The 18,909-nt window shown below is 56.7% G+C and carries 13 protein-coding genes; 12 read left to right on the top strand and 1 reads right to left on the bottom strand.

Annotated features, from left to right (window positions below; genetic code table 11):
- Window positions 1-95 precede the first annotated feature (95 nt).
- The 7 genes from ACKGJP_RS23890 (at window position 96) to ACKGJP_RS23860 (ending at window position 12,167) form a co-directional block, all read left to right on the top strand.
- Complete coding sequence (locus ACKGJP_RS23890; protein WP_409341298.1) at window positions 96-1,799, top strand: hypothetical protein; 1,704 nt, start codon at window positions 96-98, stop codon at window positions 1,797-1,799.
- A 446-nt stretch (window positions 1,800-2,245) separates the two neighbouring features.
- Window positions 2,246-3,235: an AAA family ATPase gene (locus ACKGJP_RS23885; protein ID WP_409341297.1), complete on the top strand. Its 990-nt coding sequence runs from the start codon at window positions 2,246-2,248 to the stop codon at window positions 3,233-3,235.
- Complete coding sequence (locus ACKGJP_RS23880) at window positions 3,232-4,137, top strand: DUF58 domain-containing protein (RefSeq protein ID WP_409341296.1); 906 nt, start codon at window positions 3,232-3,234, stop codon at window positions 4,135-4,137. The genes ACKGJP_RS23885 and ACKGJP_RS23880 overlap by 4 nt, the downstream gene beginning before the upstream one ends.
- Before the next feature lie 31 nt (window positions 4,138-4,168).
- Window positions 4,169-6,190, top strand: a complete 2,022-nt coding sequence (locus tag ACKGJP_RS23875) for a vWA domain-containing protein (protein ID WP_409341295.1) — start codon at window positions 4,169-4,171, stop codon at window positions 6,188-6,190.
- On the top strand, window positions 6,174-9,164 hold the full coding sequence (locus ACKGJP_RS23870) for a VWA domain-containing protein (RefSeq protein ID WP_409341294.1): 2,991 nt from the start codon (window positions 6,174-6,176) through the stop codon (window positions 9,162-9,164). The genes ACKGJP_RS23875 and ACKGJP_RS23870 overlap by 17 nt, the downstream gene beginning before the upstream one ends.
- Before the next feature lie 368 nt (window positions 9,165-9,532).
- Entirely contained in the window at window positions 9,533-10,018 is a 486-nt protein-coding gene (locus tag ACKGJP_RS23865) for a hypothetical protein (RefSeq protein ID WP_409341293.1), read from the top strand.
- 163 nt (window positions 10,019-10,181) lie between these two features.
- Complete coding sequence (locus tag ACKGJP_RS23860; RefSeq protein ID WP_409341292.1) at window positions 10,182-12,167, top strand: transglycosylase domain-containing protein; 1,986 nt, start codon at window positions 10,182-10,184, stop codon at window positions 12,165-12,167.
- Between the two features lie 62 nt (window positions 12,168-12,229).
- Here the strand turns inward: ACKGJP_RS23860 and ACKGJP_RS23855 are convergent, their stop codons facing one another.
- Window positions 12,230-13,186: a hypothetical protein gene (locus tag ACKGJP_RS23855; protein ID WP_409341291.1), complete on the bottom strand. Its 957-nt coding sequence runs from the start codon at window positions 13,184-13,186 to the stop codon at window positions 12,230-12,232.
- 294 nt (window positions 13,187-13,480) lie between these two features.
- On the opposite strand from ACKGJP_RS23855, the gene ACKGJP_RS23850 reads away from it, so the two are divergent.
- The 5 genes from ACKGJP_RS23850 to typA all read left to right on the top strand — a co-directional run bounded on the left by ACKGJP_RS23850 (window position 13,481) and on the right by typA (window position 18,781).
- Complete coding sequence (locus ACKGJP_RS23850) at window positions 13,481-14,254, top strand: HAD-IIA family hydrolase (protein WP_409341290.1); 774 nt, start codon at window positions 13,481-13,483, stop codon at window positions 14,252-14,254.
- 66 nt (window positions 14,255-14,320) lie between these two features.
- Entirely contained in the window at window positions 14,321-14,875 is a 555-nt protein-coding gene (locus ACKGJP_RS23845; RefSeq protein ID WP_409341289.1) for a glycerol-3-phosphate responsive antiterminator, read from the top strand.
- A 70-nt stretch (window positions 14,876-14,945) separates the two neighbouring features.
- Window positions 14,946-15,686, top strand: coding sequence for a glycerophosphodiester phosphodiesterase (locus ACKGJP_RS23840; protein WP_409341288.1), 741 nt, complete (start codon window positions 14,946-14,948; stop codon window positions 15,684-15,686).
- 161 nt (window positions 15,687-15,847) lie between these two features.
- Window positions 15,848-16,711 carry a hypothetical protein gene (locus tag ACKGJP_RS23835; protein ID WP_409341287.1) on the top strand — a complete coding sequence of 288 codons (864 nt, stop codon included), beginning with the start codon at window positions 15,848-15,850 and terminating at the stop codon, window positions 16,709-16,711.
- Between the two features lie 231 nt (window positions 16,712-16,942).
- Window positions 16,943-18,781 carry a translational GTPase TypA gene (gene typA / locus ACKGJP_RS23830; RefSeq protein WP_409341286.1) on the top strand — a complete coding sequence of 613 codons (1,839 nt, stop codon included), beginning with the start codon at window positions 16,943-16,945 and terminating at the stop codon, window positions 18,779-18,781.
- Window positions 18,782-18,909 lie beyond the last annotated feature (128 nt).

Below are 18,909 nucleotides of genomic sequence, written 5' to 3'. Positions count from 1 at the left end.
ATAATCGTTAGACGGGCAGCCGGCGATTCCATGCTATTGCATGGCACAAAAAAGAATGAACTCCATTTTTGGGAAATAGGCAGGGGGATACAGCGATGAACGAACAACTGGATGAAATCGTAAAGCAGGTCCGAAATCGAATATGGCTCCAGCGAATCGTCAGATTGCTGGGGTACGGACTGGCAGTCGGTTTCGCTCTAGCTTGTTTGTGGGCGGCAGTTGGCTTGTTTGTCCCTATTGCTTTTTATCGTTACCTTGCTTTCGTATGGCCTGCGTCCGGCATTGCGGCTCTCACGGCTTACGGCCTGTATCGCAAGCCGAACGTACGGGATGCCGCCCGCGTGATGGATGGCGGAGGACTCGACGAAAGGATCGGGACGGCGCTTTCGTTTGCCAAGGATTCGTCGCCGGTGGCGGTCCTTCAGAGAGAGGATGCGCTTCAATACGGCCGGTACTTTCTGAAGCATATGACGGAGCGGATTCGCTTCGGTTGGGATAGGCGTTCCGTTTGGGCAAGCGGCGGCTTTGCGATTGCGCTTCTAATCCTACTTTTGCTGCCGAATCAAATGGACGAGGTTGTCGGCCAAAAGCAGGAACAGCTTAAATGGGTCGCTCAGCAGGAAAAGCAGGCGGAAGCGATGCTTGAGGCGATACGAAAGCCGAACGAGCTAGGCGCCGCGTCCAAATCGTTGGAAGAGGCGCTGCAGGAGCTGGAGAGAAAGCTTGGTGCAAGCAATTCGGCCGAAGCCGCGCTTTCCGACATGGCGAAAACGATTGAAAAGCTGCAGCAGGTTGCGGAGCGTCAGCAAAAGGAATCGGTCAAAGCCGAGCAGCTCGCTAAAGAGCTGCAAAAAACAGACGGTTTAGGCGGTCTCGGCAAGGCGCTTCAGGAACGCCGGGAAAGCGATCTGGCAGGCGCGATTGCCGCCATGAACCAGGAGCTTGCCGGTATGAATGCGGCACGGCGGGAAGCGCTTGCCGCCCAGCTGGCGAAGCTGGCGCAAGCCGCACCGGCAGCCGATGCGGAGGCCGCGGCTAAGCTGCGTGAGGCGCTCGAAAAGGCGGCCGGCGAGCTTAAAGCCGGCTTGCTCAGCGCCGACACGCAGCGGCGGCTTGCGGAAGCGGCTGCCGCAGCGATGAGCGCCCGGCAGCAGAGCGAAGCGCTGGCGGGTGCCGCGCAGCAAGCGGCAGCCGCGCTCGCGCAAGCCGGGCTGCCGATGGCGCAGCAGCTTGCCGCGCAAGGCGCAGCGCCGCCGCCCGCTTGGGCGAGCGGCGCCGCTGCTGCGACTGCGGCGGCGGGCGGCAGCGGCGCAGGAGCGAGCGGCAGCGGCGCTGGAGCGGGCGGCAGCGGCGCAGGAGCGGGCGGCAGCGGCGCAGGAGCGGGCGGCAGCGGCGCGGGAGCGGGCGGCAGCGGCGCGGGAGCGGGCGGCAGCGGCGCAGGAGCGGGCGGCAGCGGCGCGGGAGCGAGCGGCAGCGGCGCAGGAGCGGGCGGCAGCGGCGCAGGAGCGGGCGGCAGCGGCGCGGGAGCGGGAAGCGGCTCTCGCAGCCTTGTAAGCACGCCGCGAACGTCGGCCGGCGGCGGTACGCCGACGCTGGACGGAGGCCCGCTTAACGGTCAAGGCGGCGAAACGGAGCAGGGCGTACCGATGCCTGCTCAGGAAGGCGAGTCGCGTCCATACGAGGAAGTGTATTCGGAGTATGCGACTGAGGCGACCCGTTCGCTTGATCGGTCGGAACTGCCGCAAAGCGTGCAAAACCTGGTTCGTTCCTATTTTACGGAAATACAACCGGATCGTTAGGATGGATATGGGAGCGTTTAGCACGCCTGACAATAAAACTCAGATGAGAAAAACTCAAATGCCGAATATAACAGGTAGGGTGCGAATCCTCGCAAAATTAGAGCCTTTACCGTCGTCTAAAATCCGGTATTTTTCGAAAAACGAGAAATTAGAAGTCTCTGACGTCGTCTAACTGTCGAGATCATGTGGTTTCAGCCGAATTCCAGCAGAATAAGAGCTTTTGCCGTCGTCTAAACCCAACATTTTCAATAAAACGGGCAATTAGAAGCCTTTGACGTCGTCTAGCGATCGTATGACTTCGGGCGATTCCATTGAAACATGCGCCGAGCCGGCTTGCCGAATATGACATCCGCTCGTAATGAGCGAATCCGCTAGTAAATACGCATCGTAACATGCGATTCCGTGAGGGAAAGAAACAGGTTTCTAGAAGGGATGGGGGGAACGGGATGATCGAGACAAAAGAACAGCTCGCGGAATGGGCGGAAACGATACGCGCCGTGAAGGAGCAGATCGGCCGGGTGATCGTCGGGCAGCAGGAAGCGGTGGAGCAGATGCTTTGGTGCATCTTTACGGGGGGACACGCCCTGCTCGAAGGCATCCCCGGCCTTGGCAAAACGATGCTTGTCCGCACGATCGCGGACACGCTCGATTTGCGTTTTTCGCGAATCCAGTTTACGCCCGATCTTATGCCGACGGACATTACCGGGACGAACATCATTCAATTCGGAGTTCGCGGCGAGACGTCTTATCAATTTCAAGCCGGTCCGCTGTTCGGTAACTTGGTGCTGGCGGACGAAATCAACCGGGCGACCCCTAAGACGCAAAGCGCGCTGCTCGAGGCCATGCAGGAAAGAACGGTCACGGTCGGCTCGGAAACGCATGTGCTTCCGGCTCCTTTCTTCGTGCTGGCTACGCAAAACCCGCTGGAGAACGAAGGTACGTACCCGCTGCCGGAGGCTCAGCTGGATCGGTTTTTGCTAAAAATTCATGTGACGTATCCGACGCGCGAGGAGCTGAAAACGATCGTGCAGCGCACGACGTCGCAGGCGCATCCGACGGCGGACAAAGCCGCGGACGGCGTCCGGCTGATGGACATTCAGCAGGGCATCAAAGAGGTGCTGGTTGCGGACGACGTGCTTGATTATGCGGTCAAGCTGCTGCTTATGACGCATCCCCACGAGGCGGAAGCGACGGAGACCGTTCGGCGGTACGTCCGCTTCGGCTCGGGTCCGCGCGGCATTCAAGCGATCGTGTCCGTTGCCAAAACGCGCGCGCTATTCTCGGGCCGGGTTCACGTTTCGCGCAATGACATCGAGCAAGTCGCGCTCCCGGCGCTTCGCCACCGGATATTTCTTAATTTCGAAGGACAAGCGTCAGGCGTTACGACCGATGATATTATCCGCGACGTGATTGCCGTGTCGGGGGCAAGCCGATGAGCGACTCGTCCGTGCTGACGCTCGTACCGGAAGATGTACTGCGCAAGCTGGAGAGATGCGCAATTGCGGGCAGAAGCCGCATACGCGGAACGATGCAAGGCCGAAGACGGTCGCGCGAGCTCGGAAGCTCGCTGGAGTTTGCCGATTACCGTTTGTACGCTCCCGGAGACGACATACGCCGTTTGGATTGGCATGCCTACGGTCGGACGGGAAAGCCGTTCATTAAACTGTTTACCGACGAGCAGGAGATGCAGGTGCACCTAATGATCGATGCGTCCGCTTCGATGGCTTTTACCGCGAATGAAAACGTTTCTAACAAATTTTGGCATGCGCGACAATTGGCCGGGGCTGTCGGTTATGCCGCATTATGCGGGTACGACAGCGCGGATGTCAGCATATTCGGCGCATCCGTTATGTCGCGGCTGCCGCTGCTGCGGGGCAAAGGCGCGGCAAGCAGGTTGTTCGATTATTTGCGGCAGGCGCAACCGGAACGCCAAGGCGATATGCGCAAAGCGCTGACCCATCCTTCGGTACTGCCGAGGCAGCCTGGCATGACGTGGATTTTTTCGGACTTTTTGTTCGAGGATGGGGTGGAAGATACGCTCAAAACCCTTATCGCCGCCAAGCAAGAAGTAGTCGCGGTGCAGGTGTTGTCGGAGGAAGAATGGAATCCGATGCTTGCAGGGGATTTGCGCTTATTGGACAGCGAAACGGGCACGGCTAAGGAAGTTGCCATATCCCGCAAGGTGCTTGATGTCTATCGCGAAACCGTAAAGCAGCATACGCATGCGCTTAAACGTTTTTGCCGGGAACGCGGCATCGCCTACGAGCTCGTGCTCTCCGGAACGCCGCTAGTCGATACGGTTGTACACGGGTTCAGGAGGAGCGGGCTGCTTCGATAAAAGAAGGCCGAGATCCTCGGCGGGAAGGGGCATGACGCGGATGCGGGTGGAATGGATGAGCGGGCTCTGGTTCGCGCTTGCGCTGCCTGCCATAGCAGCATTGTATTTGTTGAAACGAACGTACATCGACACGCCGGTATCGAGCCATCTGCTCTGGAACCGCGTGCTTAAGGAAATGGAAGCGAACCGGCCGTGGCAAAAGCTGCGCAACCGGCTTCTGCTGTACATCCAGCTTCTGGCCGCTGCACTGTTAGTTTTGGCTATCATGCAGCCGTTCATTTGGCAGAAGCAAGGGGCAAGCGAGCAAGTGGTCGTTATAGTCGATACTTCGGCCAGCATGCTGGCGAAGGTACATTCTGCTTCGGGTAGAGCAGGCGGCGATTCGCCGACTGCACCGACCCGGCTTGACGAAGCCAAGCGGCAGCTGCTCGAGTGGGCGGATAAGGAAGCGAAAGGCAGCCGGATTACGCTGATCGCGGCGGGCAGAGAGCCGGAGCTGCTGCTTTCACGCGAAGCTTCCCGGGAAGCTTTGAATGAAGCGGTCGAAAAGCTTGCGCCAACCTATGGCATTACGGCTTATCACGAGGCACTTTCCTTAGCTTCGTCGCTGACGCGCGACGATCCGCGCATGGAGGTACGCTTATTGACGGACGGACAGTGGGCGGAAGCTTCCGCCGGAGCCGTTTCGTTTAACGTTCCCGTCTCCGTTATGCAAATCGGCGGCGAAGCGGGCGGCAATGTTAGCGTCATTCGATTCGGCGTGTCGCCGGACGGAGGCAAGTCAGGCGCCGTGTCGGCTGTCGCTACCGTGAAAAACTGGAGCGATCGCCCGGAAGCTTTCGACATCTCCCTATATGCCGGCGATCGCCTTGCTTCGGTTAAGCGCGAGTCGTTTCAAGCTGGCGAACAAAGATCGTTGTTCTGGCAAGGGCTGCCCGAAAGCGGGGATTACCGGGTTCGGCTCGAAACAAACGATGCGTTCGCGGAGGATAACGAAGCGTATGCCCTACTAATGGGCGCTCGGGAGAAAAATGCTATCATATTATCCAAAGGCAATCTGTTTCTGGAAAAGGCGCTGGGCTTGGCGGGCGTATCCGTCATTAAACCGCAGTTGAACGGAAACACTTTTGTCCCTACGGAACTCGAAGCCGATCTGATCGTTTTGGACAACGTTCAAAGCGGTTCGATGGATGCCGCCTGGGAGAAGCGTCTTGCAGGCAAACCGGTCTGGTATATCGGAAATCTGCCGGGCGTCGGCGGGACGGAGAGTAAGCCGGCTAGGGAAATGACGGTAACCTCGCATCCGGTCATGAAATTTATAAAGCTTCAGGATGCGCACATCGCGCGGCTGTGGAAGCCGCAAGAGGTAACGTGGGGAGAGCCGGTGGCCAGGCTAGGCGACACGCCGGTCGTCTATGCCGGAGAAGATAACGGCAAAAAGAGGCTTCTTTTCGCTTTCGACCTTCATGAGTCGGATTTGCCGCTACGCAGCGAATTTCCGGTTTTGGTGCAGAATGCGGTGGAGTGGCTGACGGAATCGTCGTCAACCGGCTTGGGGTCGGCTATTGCCGGGGATAAGCTGGAAGCAGCCCTTTCGGCCAAAACGGTCAGCGCTATTTGGCAGCCCGTATATCCCTCAGATAGCGCCAAAGCAACGGGTGAGCTGCAAGCGGATAGGCAAGGAACCATCGTCTCCTCCGTACAGACGGTCCCTTCTGTTCCCGGCGTATATCGCTTTGTCGAACGCGACAGCGAAGGAGCTACGGTTCAGGCAAGACTGCTGACCGTCGCGATGGATGCGCGGGAAATGAATGTGGCGCTGCGGCCGCAGCTTGATACGATTATCGGGAGAACAGGTACGACAAACGCCGTAACCGGAATAACAGGTCAAGAGGGGCGGAATGGACAGGCGGCGAAGGAAGACGTCGCTCAGGCCGGCAATAGTCAAACGGATGGGCGAATGCCTTATCATTTACTTCGTTGGATAATCGTGCTCGCGATTGCCGCCGTTCTGCTGGAGTGGGGGGTGTACCGGCGTGGGCATACGATTTAACGAACCTTGGGTGCTTCTATTGCTGGCACCGCTTTGCGGCTTCGCTTTTTGGCTCTGGCTGCGCACGGATCGGTTGTCCGGAATGCGCAAGACGATAGCGGTAACGCTCCGTACGCTCATACTGCTAATCTTGATATTGGCGCTGGCTGGTATTCAAAGCGTAACGTCAACGACCGGGCAGACGGTTGTATTCGTAGCGGACCGGTCGGACAGCATGCCGGCTCCCGATGCCTATGAGAAATGGATGCAGGAAGCCGGCGCCGCCAAGAAGCCGCAAGACAGAATCGGCGTCGTCTCTTCCGGACTGGAAGCTGTCGTCGAGCGTCAAACGGACGATCGCGATTTAAGACAGTTTCAGTTTACCGGGAGTGTCAATCGTGCATTTTCGAACATCGCGTCAGGATTGCAATTGGCGACAGGCATGACGGAGGAAGGCGGCATTGTCGATAGGATCGTCCTGTTGTCCGACGGTATGGAGAACGTTGGCGATATGGCGAGGCAGGCAAGACTGCTACGCGATAAAGGGGTTCCTGTCGACGTGCTGCCGATCCCGGCAAAAACGAAGCGCGATGCGGCGGTCGAGTCGGTAAAAGTGCCCGAAAAGCTGTATCAAGCCGAAAAGTACAGTATCGAAGTGGCGATAAGAAGCAGCGCCGCTGGAGAAGGCGAACTGCGAATATACGAAGACAACCGGGAAGTCACGTTGCAGCGGGTTGCGCTTGAACAAGGCTTGAACCGGTTTGTCGTGCAGAGCGTCGCGAAGGATGCCGGCTTGCATAGATACCGTGCGGAGCTGTATATGGAAGGCGACGAACAGGCGGCCAATAATGCCGGATATGCGTTCAGCCGGGTAAACGGACCTCCCAAGGTGCTTGTCGTCGAAGGAGATCAAGGCTCCTCCAAGAACGTAACCGGAGCGCTTGATGCCGGTCTGATGCCTTATGAGCTCATTCCTCCCGAGCTGCTTCCGAAGGAACTGGCCGACTACGCGGCATACGAAAGTATCGTCTTGAATGACGTTTCGGGGGCGCGAATGTCGCAGGTCCAAATGCAAATGATCGAACAGGCGGTGCGCGATTACGGAATCGGTCTCGTCATGCTTGGAGGGGAGAACAGCTTCGGGTTGGGCGGCTATTTCCAGACGCCTGTCGAGAAGGCGCTCCCGGTGTACATGGATTTACGCGGCAAGCGGGAAATTCCGTCTCTTGCGATTATGCTCGTTATCGACAAATCCGGCAGTATGTCGGGCGGAAAAATGGAGCTGGCGCAAGAAGCGGCGACTCGTACCGTCGATTTGCTGAGGGACAAGGATACGCTCGGCGTTCTTGCTTTTGACGGCTCGCCGTGGTGGGTCGTCGAGCCGCAGAAGCTGACGGATAAGAAAAAAGCGGTAGACGGCATCAACGCGATCCGGGCGGACGGCGGAACGGAAGTATACGGGGCTGTAAAAGAAGCTTACGAGAAGCTAACGAAAGTATCCGCTCAGCGTAAGCATATCATTTTGCTGACGGATGGCCAGTCTTCTTCCGGCGGCAGCTACGAGGCGCTCGCAGCCGATATGGTGAAGGACAATATTAGCTTGTCCAGCGTGGCGATCGGCCAAGATGCGGATCAGGCGCTGCTGGAACGTATCGCTCTGCTGGCGAAGGGCCGCTACTACTTTACGGACGACCAAAGCACGGTTCCCGCCATTTTCAGCCGTGAAGCGGTGCTGATATCGCGGACGTACATCGTGGACCAGCCGTTCGTCCCGGCGTTCGCGCAGGGCGAGGATTGGTCGTCCCTGTTTGCGGGCGGCGTCCCGGCGATCGGCGGCTATATCGCAACGACGGCGAAGGAAACCGCAGAATCGGTGCTGATCAGCCCCGAGCCGGATCCTTTGCTTGCCAGATGGCAGTATGGAGCGGGCAAAAGCGCGGCATGGACGAGCGATGTGACAGGCAAGTGGTCGGGAGAATGGATAACGTGGAGCGGATTTCCGGATATGCTAAGCCGGGTGATCAAATGGACGTTTCCGCAGTTTCAAGCGTCACCGGTCGAACTGTCCAGCGAGCTGAGCGAAAACACGGTCACCCTTCGGGCGAAAACGGCGGATACCGATTTTCAAGGAGAGCTGCGCGCGGTAGTGACGGATGATAGCCTCGGCAAGCAAGAGGCGCTTTTTACACCTATCGCTCCAGGCGAATACGAAGCGAAGCTGCCGGTCGTGAAGCCCGGCGTTTATGTGACCAAAATCGACCTATATGGCCCGTCGTCCGGGACGGAGGCAGACGGCAGCAGCGGTGGAACAAGCGCCAATGCGAATGCCGGCCCGGACGGGGCCAAGCTGCTCGGCAGCGTAACGAGCGGAATCGTCGTCCCATATTCGCCCGAATACCGCCTATCGCCGGTGGACGGCAGCGAGAAGCTGCGCAAGCTGGCGGAGCTCACCGGCGGCCGGCTGCTGTCGCTTGACCGCCCCGGCGACGTGTTCGCCGCGGACTTCAAGCCGCGCACGCGGCCGCACGAGCTGAGCAGGCCGCTGCTCATCGCGGCGCTGCTGCTCTGGCTCGCCGACGTCGCCGTGCGCCGGCTGTCGCTCGGCTGGGCGCGCGCGGCGCAGCTCCTGCGCCGGCCCTTGGCGCTGCTCATGCCCGCCCTCCGGGCCGGGCATGAGCAGCGCGGGCCGGCTGCGGAGGCGGCTTACGCCCGCCTGCGGCAGCGCGTGCGGCGCGCGAGCCCGCTCTTGCGCCGCGAAGACGCGCCGCCGGGCGGGCCGGACGCCGCCGCGCCACGCGCGCAGCCTCGCGATGCAGCCGCCGCTGCGCCGGGCGGCCAGGAGCGCCCAGCCGCCGCGTCGCAGGCCGGCGTGACGCCGGGCGGCCAAGCCCCGCCCGGCGGGAGCGCCGCGAAGCCCGCACAAGCCGGTCCCGGCGAGGCGGGAACCGACGGCATGAGCCGGCTGCTGGCCGCCAAAAACCGGAAGCGCCGCTAAAACGCAAGTTTTACTCTGGTCTTCACGGCTCATAGGCGGTCGGTCGCCGACCGCTGCTCAGCATTTTCATCTGCACGCTAAGACGTTAATTTACGCTGGTCTTCGCGGCTCATGGGCCGGCTGTCGCCGACCGCTACTCAGCATTTTCATCTGCACGCTAAGACGTTGATTTACGCTGGACTTCTTGGCTTATGGGCCGGCGGTCGACGGCTGCTGGTAGCATTTTCATCTGCACGCTATAACGCTTGATTCACGCTGGTCTTAACGGTTTATTAACCGGCGGTCGCCGACCGCTGGTTTTTTTATGCATTTTCAGCTACACTATAATCATAAACCGTGTCGTATTCTGTCTATCCGGGGGGAAAGTCATGGCAAAAAACCAATATTCCATCGGGCTTTTGTTGATTGGCGTCGCCGTCGTTTTGCTGCTGGGCAAACTTGGCGTTTTCAGCTTTCTGGGCAGTCTCGTTTGGCCCCTGTTCATTCTGGTTCCGGGGATTGCGCTGCATATGCTTTACTTCGGTCGGGTGCTTCCTTCCGGGGTTCTCGTGCCGGGAGGCATACTGGTCACCTATTCGCTAATGTTCTTCTATTGCAACTTGTTCGGCTGGAGCAGCATGAAATATTTGTGGCCGGGATTCGTCTTCGGCGTCGCCGTAGGTTTGTACGAGCTGCATTTGTTCGACCGCAATACGTCACGCGGCGTCGCGGTCGCAGCCATGATCATCGCGCTCGTTTCCGTCGTTCTGTTCAGCATCATGTTCCTGATGACGGCAGGCATCTACATCGTCGCCGCCGTACTCATCATAGCAGGCGTGGCGCTCGTTGCCGCACGCAGACCGCGCTCCTGGTAGCCGGTTTTCCTAGAGACCGTCCTTTCGCAAGCCTGATAAGGCTTTGCGGGGGGCGGTCTCTTTTTGTCGACGGTTTACGAATACATATGGAAGGCGGCGGCGTTCTCGCTCTCTGTTGAGCGGAATCCGTCCCCTTAGAAGCAGATAGAACGAGGGGTACAGCATGAGCAGACGAAAAGCGTTATGGCTTAAAATCGGCATTGTTTTGATAGTTGTTACGGCAGGGACGATCGCCGCAGTCGCGGTATGGATCGGCCGGATGGATATCGAGAGGCTGAACGATCCGCTGCCCGAACCGACGACGATATACGACCGGAACGGCAGCGCGATCACCCAGCTCTCGTCTTCCAAAATCGATCCGGTACCGCTGCAGGATATTCCCGTCCAGCTGCGCCAAGCGGTTATTGCGGTGGAGGACCGGCGGTTTTACGAGCATGACGGCGTAGATATAAGATCCATCGCACGGGCGCTAACCACGAATGCGAAATCGGGGGAAGTGGTGCAGGGCGGCAGCACGATTACGCAGCAGCTGGCCAAAAACCTGTTTCTTACCTCGGAGCAGACCATGGCGCGAAAGCTGAAGGAAGCCGCGATGGCGGTCAAAATCGATTCGTCCTTGTCCAAAGATCATATTTTGGAGCTGTATTTGAATCAGATTTATTTCGGGGAAGGACGCTGGGGCGTACAAGAGGCGGCCCGCCTGTATTTCGGCAAAGACGTCCGGGAGCTCTCTCTCCCCGAGTCGGCGCTGCTGGCGGGTTTGCCGAAAGCGCCCACGCGTTATTCGCCTATCCAAAATAAGGAGAAGGCGCTTGAGCGAAGAAACCTCGTGCTCGCGCTGATGAAAGAGGAGCAATACATTAGCGAAGAGGAGTATGCGAAATCGGTCAGCGCCCCGCTCGTGCTCAAAAAGGCGGAGGACCAAACGCGCGGCAAGCACGCTTCCTATGTGGATTATGTCATAGAGGAAGCGGTTAAGCTGTACGGGTTTACGGAAGAGCAGCTGCTGACCGGCGGACTCCAGCTGTATACGCAGCTCGATCCGAAGGTGCAGAACGCGATGGAAGAGGTGTACAGCAACGACGCCTCTTTTCCCAAAAGCACGGACGATCAGCTGATTCAGAGCGGCGCCGTCGTGTTGGATCCTGCGACAGGAGGGATTCGCGGTATGGTCGGAAATCGGGGAGACCACGTATTTCGCGGTTTCAACCATGCCAGCCAGTTGAAAAGACAGCCCGGTTCGACGTTCAAGCCGCTGGTCGTATACGCGCCCGCACTGGAGAACGGGTACACGCCTGCTTCCAGGCTCTATGACGGTCAACTCGATATTAACGGCTACCGGCCGCAAGATTGGGACCATTCCACAAGAGGCGAGGTTTCCATGTACGAAGCGATTTTGAGCTCATGGAACATTCCGGCCGTCTGGCTCTTGAATGAAATCGGAATCGATAAGGGCATCGACTTCGTAAAAAAATTGGACATTCCGCTTACCAAGGAAGACAGAACGCTCGGCATCGCATTAGGCGGCTTGCAGGAAGGTGTCGCGCCTCTGCAAATGGCGCAGGCGTACAGCATATTTCCGAATGACGGGAAAATGAACAAGGCGCACGCGATCGCCCGCATTACGACCAAGGACGGTCTTCCGCTCATCGAAGCCGATGCGAAACCTGTCCAGGTAATGTCGGCAGCGAACGCCAGAGTGATGACAGCTATGCTGCAGGATGTCGTCGGCAGAGGAACAGGCGCGAATGCGGCGCTCGCTCGCCCGGCAGCCGGTAAAACCGGTACGACGCAGCTCCCCGACACCCCTTTGTTCGCCGGCAAAAACGGAGTCAAGGATGCGTGGTTCGTCGGGTTTACACCGGAGCTGGTTGCAGCCGTATGGTTGGGCTACGATCAGACGGATCAGAACCATTTCTTGACGACATCGGGCGGCGCGTATCCTGCAGTCATCTTTCGCGATATGATGACGAAGGCTTTGGAAGGAGTGCCGGTCGCGGCTTTTCAGCTTCCGCCTGCGAGTCAAGTCACAGGCAATGCTAACAAGCCAAACGGGAACGGCGATCAAGGGAAAGATAACGGACAAGGAAAATCGAAGGAGAAGGAGAAGGGGAAAGGAAAGGGCAAAAAGGAAGAGAAAAACGACTAGGGATAATAAAAGCGGGGCATTCAAGGCCGATGGCCGGGAATGCCCCGCTTTTTTGGAGGAACTTAATCGTCACGATCGTTGTCGTTGTTGGCCCGTTCTTTATCTTTATCTTTGCCTTTATCTTTATCTTTGCTTTTATCTTTATCTTTATCTTTGTTCATTGCTTTGTCCTTGCCTTTGTCATTGCCATTATCTTTGCCATTGCCATTATCCTTGTTTTTGTCATAACCATGGCTTTCATTTTTCAAATAGCCATGCTTAATCTCCATCTTGACGTCGCTTTTGGTAAACTCGAGGTTTAACGTTTTTGCGATAGCCAGAGCAAGCTCGTTTTTATCCATATCCGTACGGTAATGAACGGCGGCGAGCAGCTGCCTGATGAATTGCTCGGCTTGAACGCCTTTTAAATGAATATCGCCGTCGTCCTTTTGCTCGATCTCGACTTCGGCTTTCGTTTTGCCGTCATTTCCTTCCTGTTTGAGCTTTACTTTATGGTTCGGTCCGCTTAAGCTGATCTCCAGTTTCTCAAGAGCATCGGTAATCGAATCGGCTGAAGCAGCCGGCGATGCGGTAGGCGGCTGAGGAGCCGGCGGTACGGCGGAAGGCATCGGCTCGGGAGTCGCGCTCGGTGCGGCGGAAGGCGTCTGGCCGGCGGGGCTTGACGGGGCCGGCGCTTCGCTTGGCGGCGAGGCTGCGGCAAAATCCGCCGAGGAAACCATCACATAGGCCGCTTGCTGTCTGGAGTTGAAAACGAGCTTCGCCTGATCGCCGGTCTTTACGTCGGCAAGTGCCGCTTTCTGCTCATTCCGATAAATCCAGACGGTTTTGGAGAGGGGATACGTATGATTGCCGTCCGATTCCGTTAGTACGATTTGATGCTTTGCCGTGTCGATTGATGCGATGGTGCCCGCGGCCGACGCCGAGGTGGCGGATGCCCGATTTCCCCCAAAAAAAGTAAATCCGTATACCAATAGCGATACAGCGGCCATTGCAGTAACAATCGCAGTCCATTTTTTCATAGGCCAATTCCTTTCGTGTTTGAACTCTATAAAGGAGGTTCGAATATGGGGGGCTTTTTATGTCCGTCCAGCAGGCCCGTATTGCATACTTGCTTGAAAATGGGGTTGACACGGGCTAAACGCGCATGTATATTTTGGGTAACAACATAAGCGGTCAGGTTCGAGTATATGGAGAAGCCCTGAAACCGTAACCATGTTCTTCCTAGCGAAGCTAGCCGAAGGCATGTTTACCGTTTTCATGGCTTTTTTTGCTGTACGAAAACAAAACGGCCGCTGATCAATGGGGAGGACAACATGACGAGAGGATTCGTCTTCGATTTGGACGGAACCGTGTATTTGGGCGACAAGATGATCGCCGGCGCGGCCGAAACGATCCGTGCGCTGCGGGACCGCGGGGATAGGGTCGTGTTTTTAACGAATAAACCGATTGCTTCCCGTTCGTCTTATGTGAAGAAACTGGCCGATATGGGCATCCCCGCGCAGCTCTCCGATGTGCTTAATTCTTCTATGCTTGTGGCGAAATATTTAAGCGACAGGATGCAAGCGGGGCAAAAAGCTTACGTCATAGGCGAGCAGCCGATTATCGACGAGCTCAAGGAGCACGGCGTTCCGTTAACGGAAAACAGCGAAGAGGCCGATTACCTCATCTTGTCCTGGGATCGCGAGTTTACGTACCAAAAGCTGAATTTGCTTTATCAGGCGGCGATGCGGGGCGCCTTTATCGTAGCGTCCAATCCGGATTTTACTTGCCCGGTGGAGAACGGCCAGCTTCCCGATACGGGAACGATCATAGCCGCATTGGAGGCAGCTACCGGCAAGCCTATCGACATGGTTGTCGGCAAGCCGTCTTTGATCGCCGCACAAACGGCGGTCAAGCAGCTGGGGATCGATGCTGCCGATTGTTACGCCGTTGGCGACCGTCTTGAAACGGACATTCGGATGGGGAACGACGGGGGCATGCAATCCGTCCTTGTGCTTACCGGCGTCAGCACTCAGGATATGGCGGCATGCTCCCCCGATAAGCCGGCGCATGTCGTCCCCAGCATCGAATCGCTATTGTCGCTGTAGCGTTTTTTGGTTCCTGCGCCCATGAAAGATGATATACTGAAGCTGTGAAAGAAGGGGGCAGACGCATTGTACAAAATCGTCGATATGGTGGACTACCAGACAATCGCAGCCGTGCAAAAGGAAGAAGATCTGGATCGCGCAATCGCGGGCCGCGTCAATGTCGTCTTCCTGCTGACCGGCTCGATCTTCAATCTGAAGCAGCTGGTCGATCGCGTGAAAGCAGCGGGAAAACATGTATTTATTCATATGGAATTTGTCGAGGGCATTGCGGCGGATCGTAGCGGCGTTGCGTATGTGGCTCAGCACGTAAAACCGACGGGCATCATTTCGACCAAGAGCAACCTGATCCGGTTTGCCAGAGAAATGAATCTGATGGCGATCCAACGTATTTTTCTGATTGACCGAAGCGCGGTTGCCCGAGGCATAAAGTCGGTTGAAAGCAGCATTCCAGACGCGATTGAAGTCATGCCCGGGATTATGCCGCGCATTATCCGCGAAATGACGAACATGACGCCGCTTCCGATCATTGCAGGCGGACTTGTCGACAACCAGGAGGAGATCGACGAATCGCTTCGCGCCGGCGCTCTTGCGGTGTCCGTCGGATCGGTGGAGCTGTGGTAGCTAATCCCAAACGCGTACTAGCCTAAAGCAATAAGCGACATATTTCATTCGGAATGGGAGAGAAGAGGAAATGACAGCAATTCGACCACTGATTATCGCGCACAGAGGAGCATCCGGAGAAGCGCCCGAAAATACTCTGGGAGCATTCAAGCTCGGTTTGGAGCAGGGCTGCCATGCCATCGAGCTGGACGTTCATCTATCCAAGGACGGGCATATTGTCGTCTGTCACGATACGACGCTCGACCGGACGACGGATCGTACGGGAGCCATTAGCGAACTGACTTTGGCTGAAATTCAGACGGCTGACGCAGGTAGCTGGTTTCACGAGAAATATGCGGGCGAACGCATTCCTACGCTGGAGCAGGTGTTTGAGCTTGTCCCTCCGAGCATCGTCATTAATGTTGAAATAAAAGGGTCTTACGGCCGCCGTACGGAGCATGCGCTGGCTGAGCTTCTTCGCCGTACGGGACGCTTATCCAGCGTAGTCGTATCGTCCTTCGATCATAAATGCCTTGCATTCCTGAAGCTGCTTGAGCCGGAGGTGCAGATCGGCTTGCTTTACAGCTTCACGCCTGTCCGGCATGCGGCGCTGGCGAGCCTGCTCGGGGTTCCGGTCTATTCTCTGCATCCGCATTTCTTCAGCTTGAATCAAGAAGACGTACGAGATGCGGTTTCGCAAGGCTTGCAAGTATACCCGTGGACGATCAATGCCGAAGACCAGCTTCGCAAAGCTGCGGAATACGGCGTTTCCGGCATCATTACGGATTATCCGGGCCGGCTGAAGAACGTTCTCGATAACATGGGGCTGTAACGCACGAACGGGAACTACATAATAGACTGGCTTCCGCAGCAGCCCGACCGGCAAACGATTAGCCGGATCGGGCTTTTTTGCAGCTCGTTCGCATGAATATTTTCTCGTTTGGGCAGAGTAAAGAAGGTTAGGAAAGGTTTGGATAAAAGGAGGAAATGGACATGCGTATCGTTTTAGCCGCCGCATGCTCTTTTGCGGTATTCGCTTGGCTTGGCGCGCCTGCTGCAGGGGCTTCCTTGCTAAATTCGGACGAAGCCGCGGCAACCGTTTTGACCGTCAGCTCCGCCGTTTACGCGCCTCATTCCGCTATCGACCCTCCGCCTTCACCCAAGGGGACGCATCGGCACACGCCATTGTCTCTCCAGGAAATTCAGCGGTCGGTTGCTGACGTGACCGGTGACGGGAAGCCGGATTCGGTGCTGCTCCTCGGACACAAGCTGGAGGCCGATAGTCCGTATTTCGATCATCTGTACGTGGCGGTCGACGATCCGGCCAATCAATCTTACCTGCTGTTTCAATCGGAGGGCGGATACGCGCCGCAGCTGGCCTTCTGCGATGTGAACGGCGACAAAGCCGCGGATATGCTCGTTTCGGCTTCGACCGGAGGAAGCGGGGGGACGTCCGACTATTACTTGTTTTCGGCCAAGGACAATAAGCCGGTAAAGATGCCGCTTCCCAGTCCGCTTGCGATTACCGGCTCGCTTCAGAACGGGTATAAAGCGAAAATCACGGTACCGGAGACAGGCAAGACGTATACCATCGATTTAAGGGACCGAAAAAAGATATACGATGAAGCGGGCGTGTACAAAAACGGCAGGCTGGTTAAGCCCGTTGAAGTGAGCGTGAATGCCTTTAGCGAGCTTAAGCCTGTCGTTATCGATAAAGACGGCGTCTGCGAGCTTTCCGGAGTTCAGCGTATCACCGGGGTCGCAAATGCCGATACGATTGCCTACGCCTATTCCGTATGGAAGTGGTCCGGCCAAGAGTGGAGGCTGGCGAAAGCGGAGGTAGTCAAGGCGAAATAAGGTACGGGGACCTTGAAACGCATAAATGTAATAACATATATGTTGTTTTCATAAAACGCTTCGCGGTTTTGAAGTGTGAATGAAAGCCAAAAGAAGACATTTTTCGCTTTAGCGGCCGGATTCCCAGCAGCTGCTTCTTGCGCGGATCATGCAATCCGGTTATAATAAGGTGATTAGTTAGCGTCGGCGCTTTCGTCCGGCGCTTATTTTGTGAGCGAAAGGGTTTGAAGCATGCATTCACGCGAGAAGATACGGAATATTGCGATTATTGCCCACGTTGACCATGGGAAAACGACGCTTGTCGACAAATTGCTTCAGCAGTCCGGGGTATTCCGGGAGCACGAGGCGATTCAGGAGCGGGCGATGGACTCCAACGATTTGGAGCGGGAGCGGGGCATTACGATCTTGGCCAAGAACACGGCCATTCACTACAAGGACTACTTGGTAAACATCGTCGACACGCCGGGTCACGCCGACTTTGGCGGCGAGGTGGAGCGGATTATGAAAATGGTCGACGGCGTATTGCTCGTTGTCGACGCATTCGAAGGCTGTATGCCGCAGACGAAGTTCGTTCTGCGCAAGGCGCTTGAGCACGGACTGAAGCCGATCGTCGTCGTTAACAAAATCGACCGTCCGAACGCTCGTCCCGCAGAGGTGGTAGACGAGGTTCTGGATTTGTTCATCGAGCTGGGAGCGAACGACGAGCAGCTTGAATTCAACGTCGTATATGCATCGGGTCTGCAAGGTACGTCCAGCTTGAACGCGGAGCAGCAGGACAGCAACATGGAAGCTCTGTACGAGACCATCGTCGAGCAAATCCCGTCGCCGACGGAAAGCGTTGACGAGCCTCTGCAATTCCTCGTTACGCTGATGGACTACAATGAATATTTGGGCCGCATCGCGATCGGCCGCGTCAACCGCGGCGTAATCCGTCAAGGACAGCCCGTAGCTGTCATGACGCGCGAAGGCGGCATCAAGCAAGCGCGCATCGAGAAGCTGTTCGGTTTCCAAGGCTTGAAGCGGGTCGAAGTGGAACAAGCGGGCGCAGGCGATATCATCGCGATTGCGGGCATTAAAGAGATTAACATCGGCGAAACGATTGCCGATCCGGCCAATCCTGAAGCGCTGCCTGTTCTTAAGATCGACGAACCGACGCTGCAAATGACGTTCCTCGTCAACAACAGCCCGTTCGCAGGTAAAGAAGGCAAATGGGTAACGTCCCGTAAGCTTCGCGAACGTTTGTTCAAAGAAGTGGAAACGGACGTCAGCTTGCGCGTCTATGAAACCGAAAGCCCGGACGCATTCATCGTAGCCGGACGCGGAGAGCTTCACCTCGGCATCCTGATCGAGAATATGCGCCGCGAAGGCTTCGAGCTTCAAGTTTCCAAGCCGGAAGTTATCATTAAAGAAATCGACGGCCAGAAGATGGAGCCGTACGAGCGTTTGATCATCGACGTCCCAGAAGAAAGCATGGGAGCGGTCATGGAAAGCCTGGGAACGCGCAAAGCGGAAATGGTCAACATGGTCAACAACTCGGGTCAAGTTCGTCTGGAGTTCCTGATTCCGGCTCGCGGCCTGATCGGGTACCGTACGTACTTCTTGACCTTGACCCGCGGCTACGGCGTCATGAACCATGCGTTCGACAGCTACGGTCCGTACTCCGGCAACAATGTCGGCGGACGCCATCAAGGCGTGCTCGTATCGAGCGATACCGGCGTTTCGACCCTGTACGGCATTTTGTCGATCGAGGATCGCGGCATTTTGTTCCTGGAGCCGGGCGCGAACGTGTATGAAGGCATGATCGTCGGCGAGCACACTCGCGACAACGATATTATCGTGAACATTTGCAAAGAAAAGCAGCTGACGAATATCCGTTCCGCCGGTAAAGACGATACGGTCAAAATGAAAACACCTCGTCTTTACTCGCTTGAAGGAGCGCTTGAATATTTGAACGACGACGAGTATTGCGAAATTACGCCGAAGTCGATTCGTTTGCGCAAAAAGATTTTGAATAAAAGCGAACGCGAGCGCGCCGAGAAACACCGCAAAATGGCGGAAGCTAACGCGTAAGCATACCTCGAAGGCGTGAGGCTGGAGCTTAGGCCCCGGTCCGCGCCTTTGAACTACATACCGATCTTTCAAAGGCTTTATTGCTTTGCAAAGTACAGCATATCCTTTGGAAGTCACTTCGCTTCGCA

Origin of the sequence: Paenibacillus litoralis, from assembly GCF_046244365.1 — a bacterium.
Lineage (GTDB): Bacteria > Bacillota > Bacilli > Paenibacillales > NBRC-103111 > Paenibacillus_V.
The sequence above is the reverse complement of the archived record's forward strand: the minus strand, read 5'-3'. Positions and strand labels throughout refer to the sequence as shown.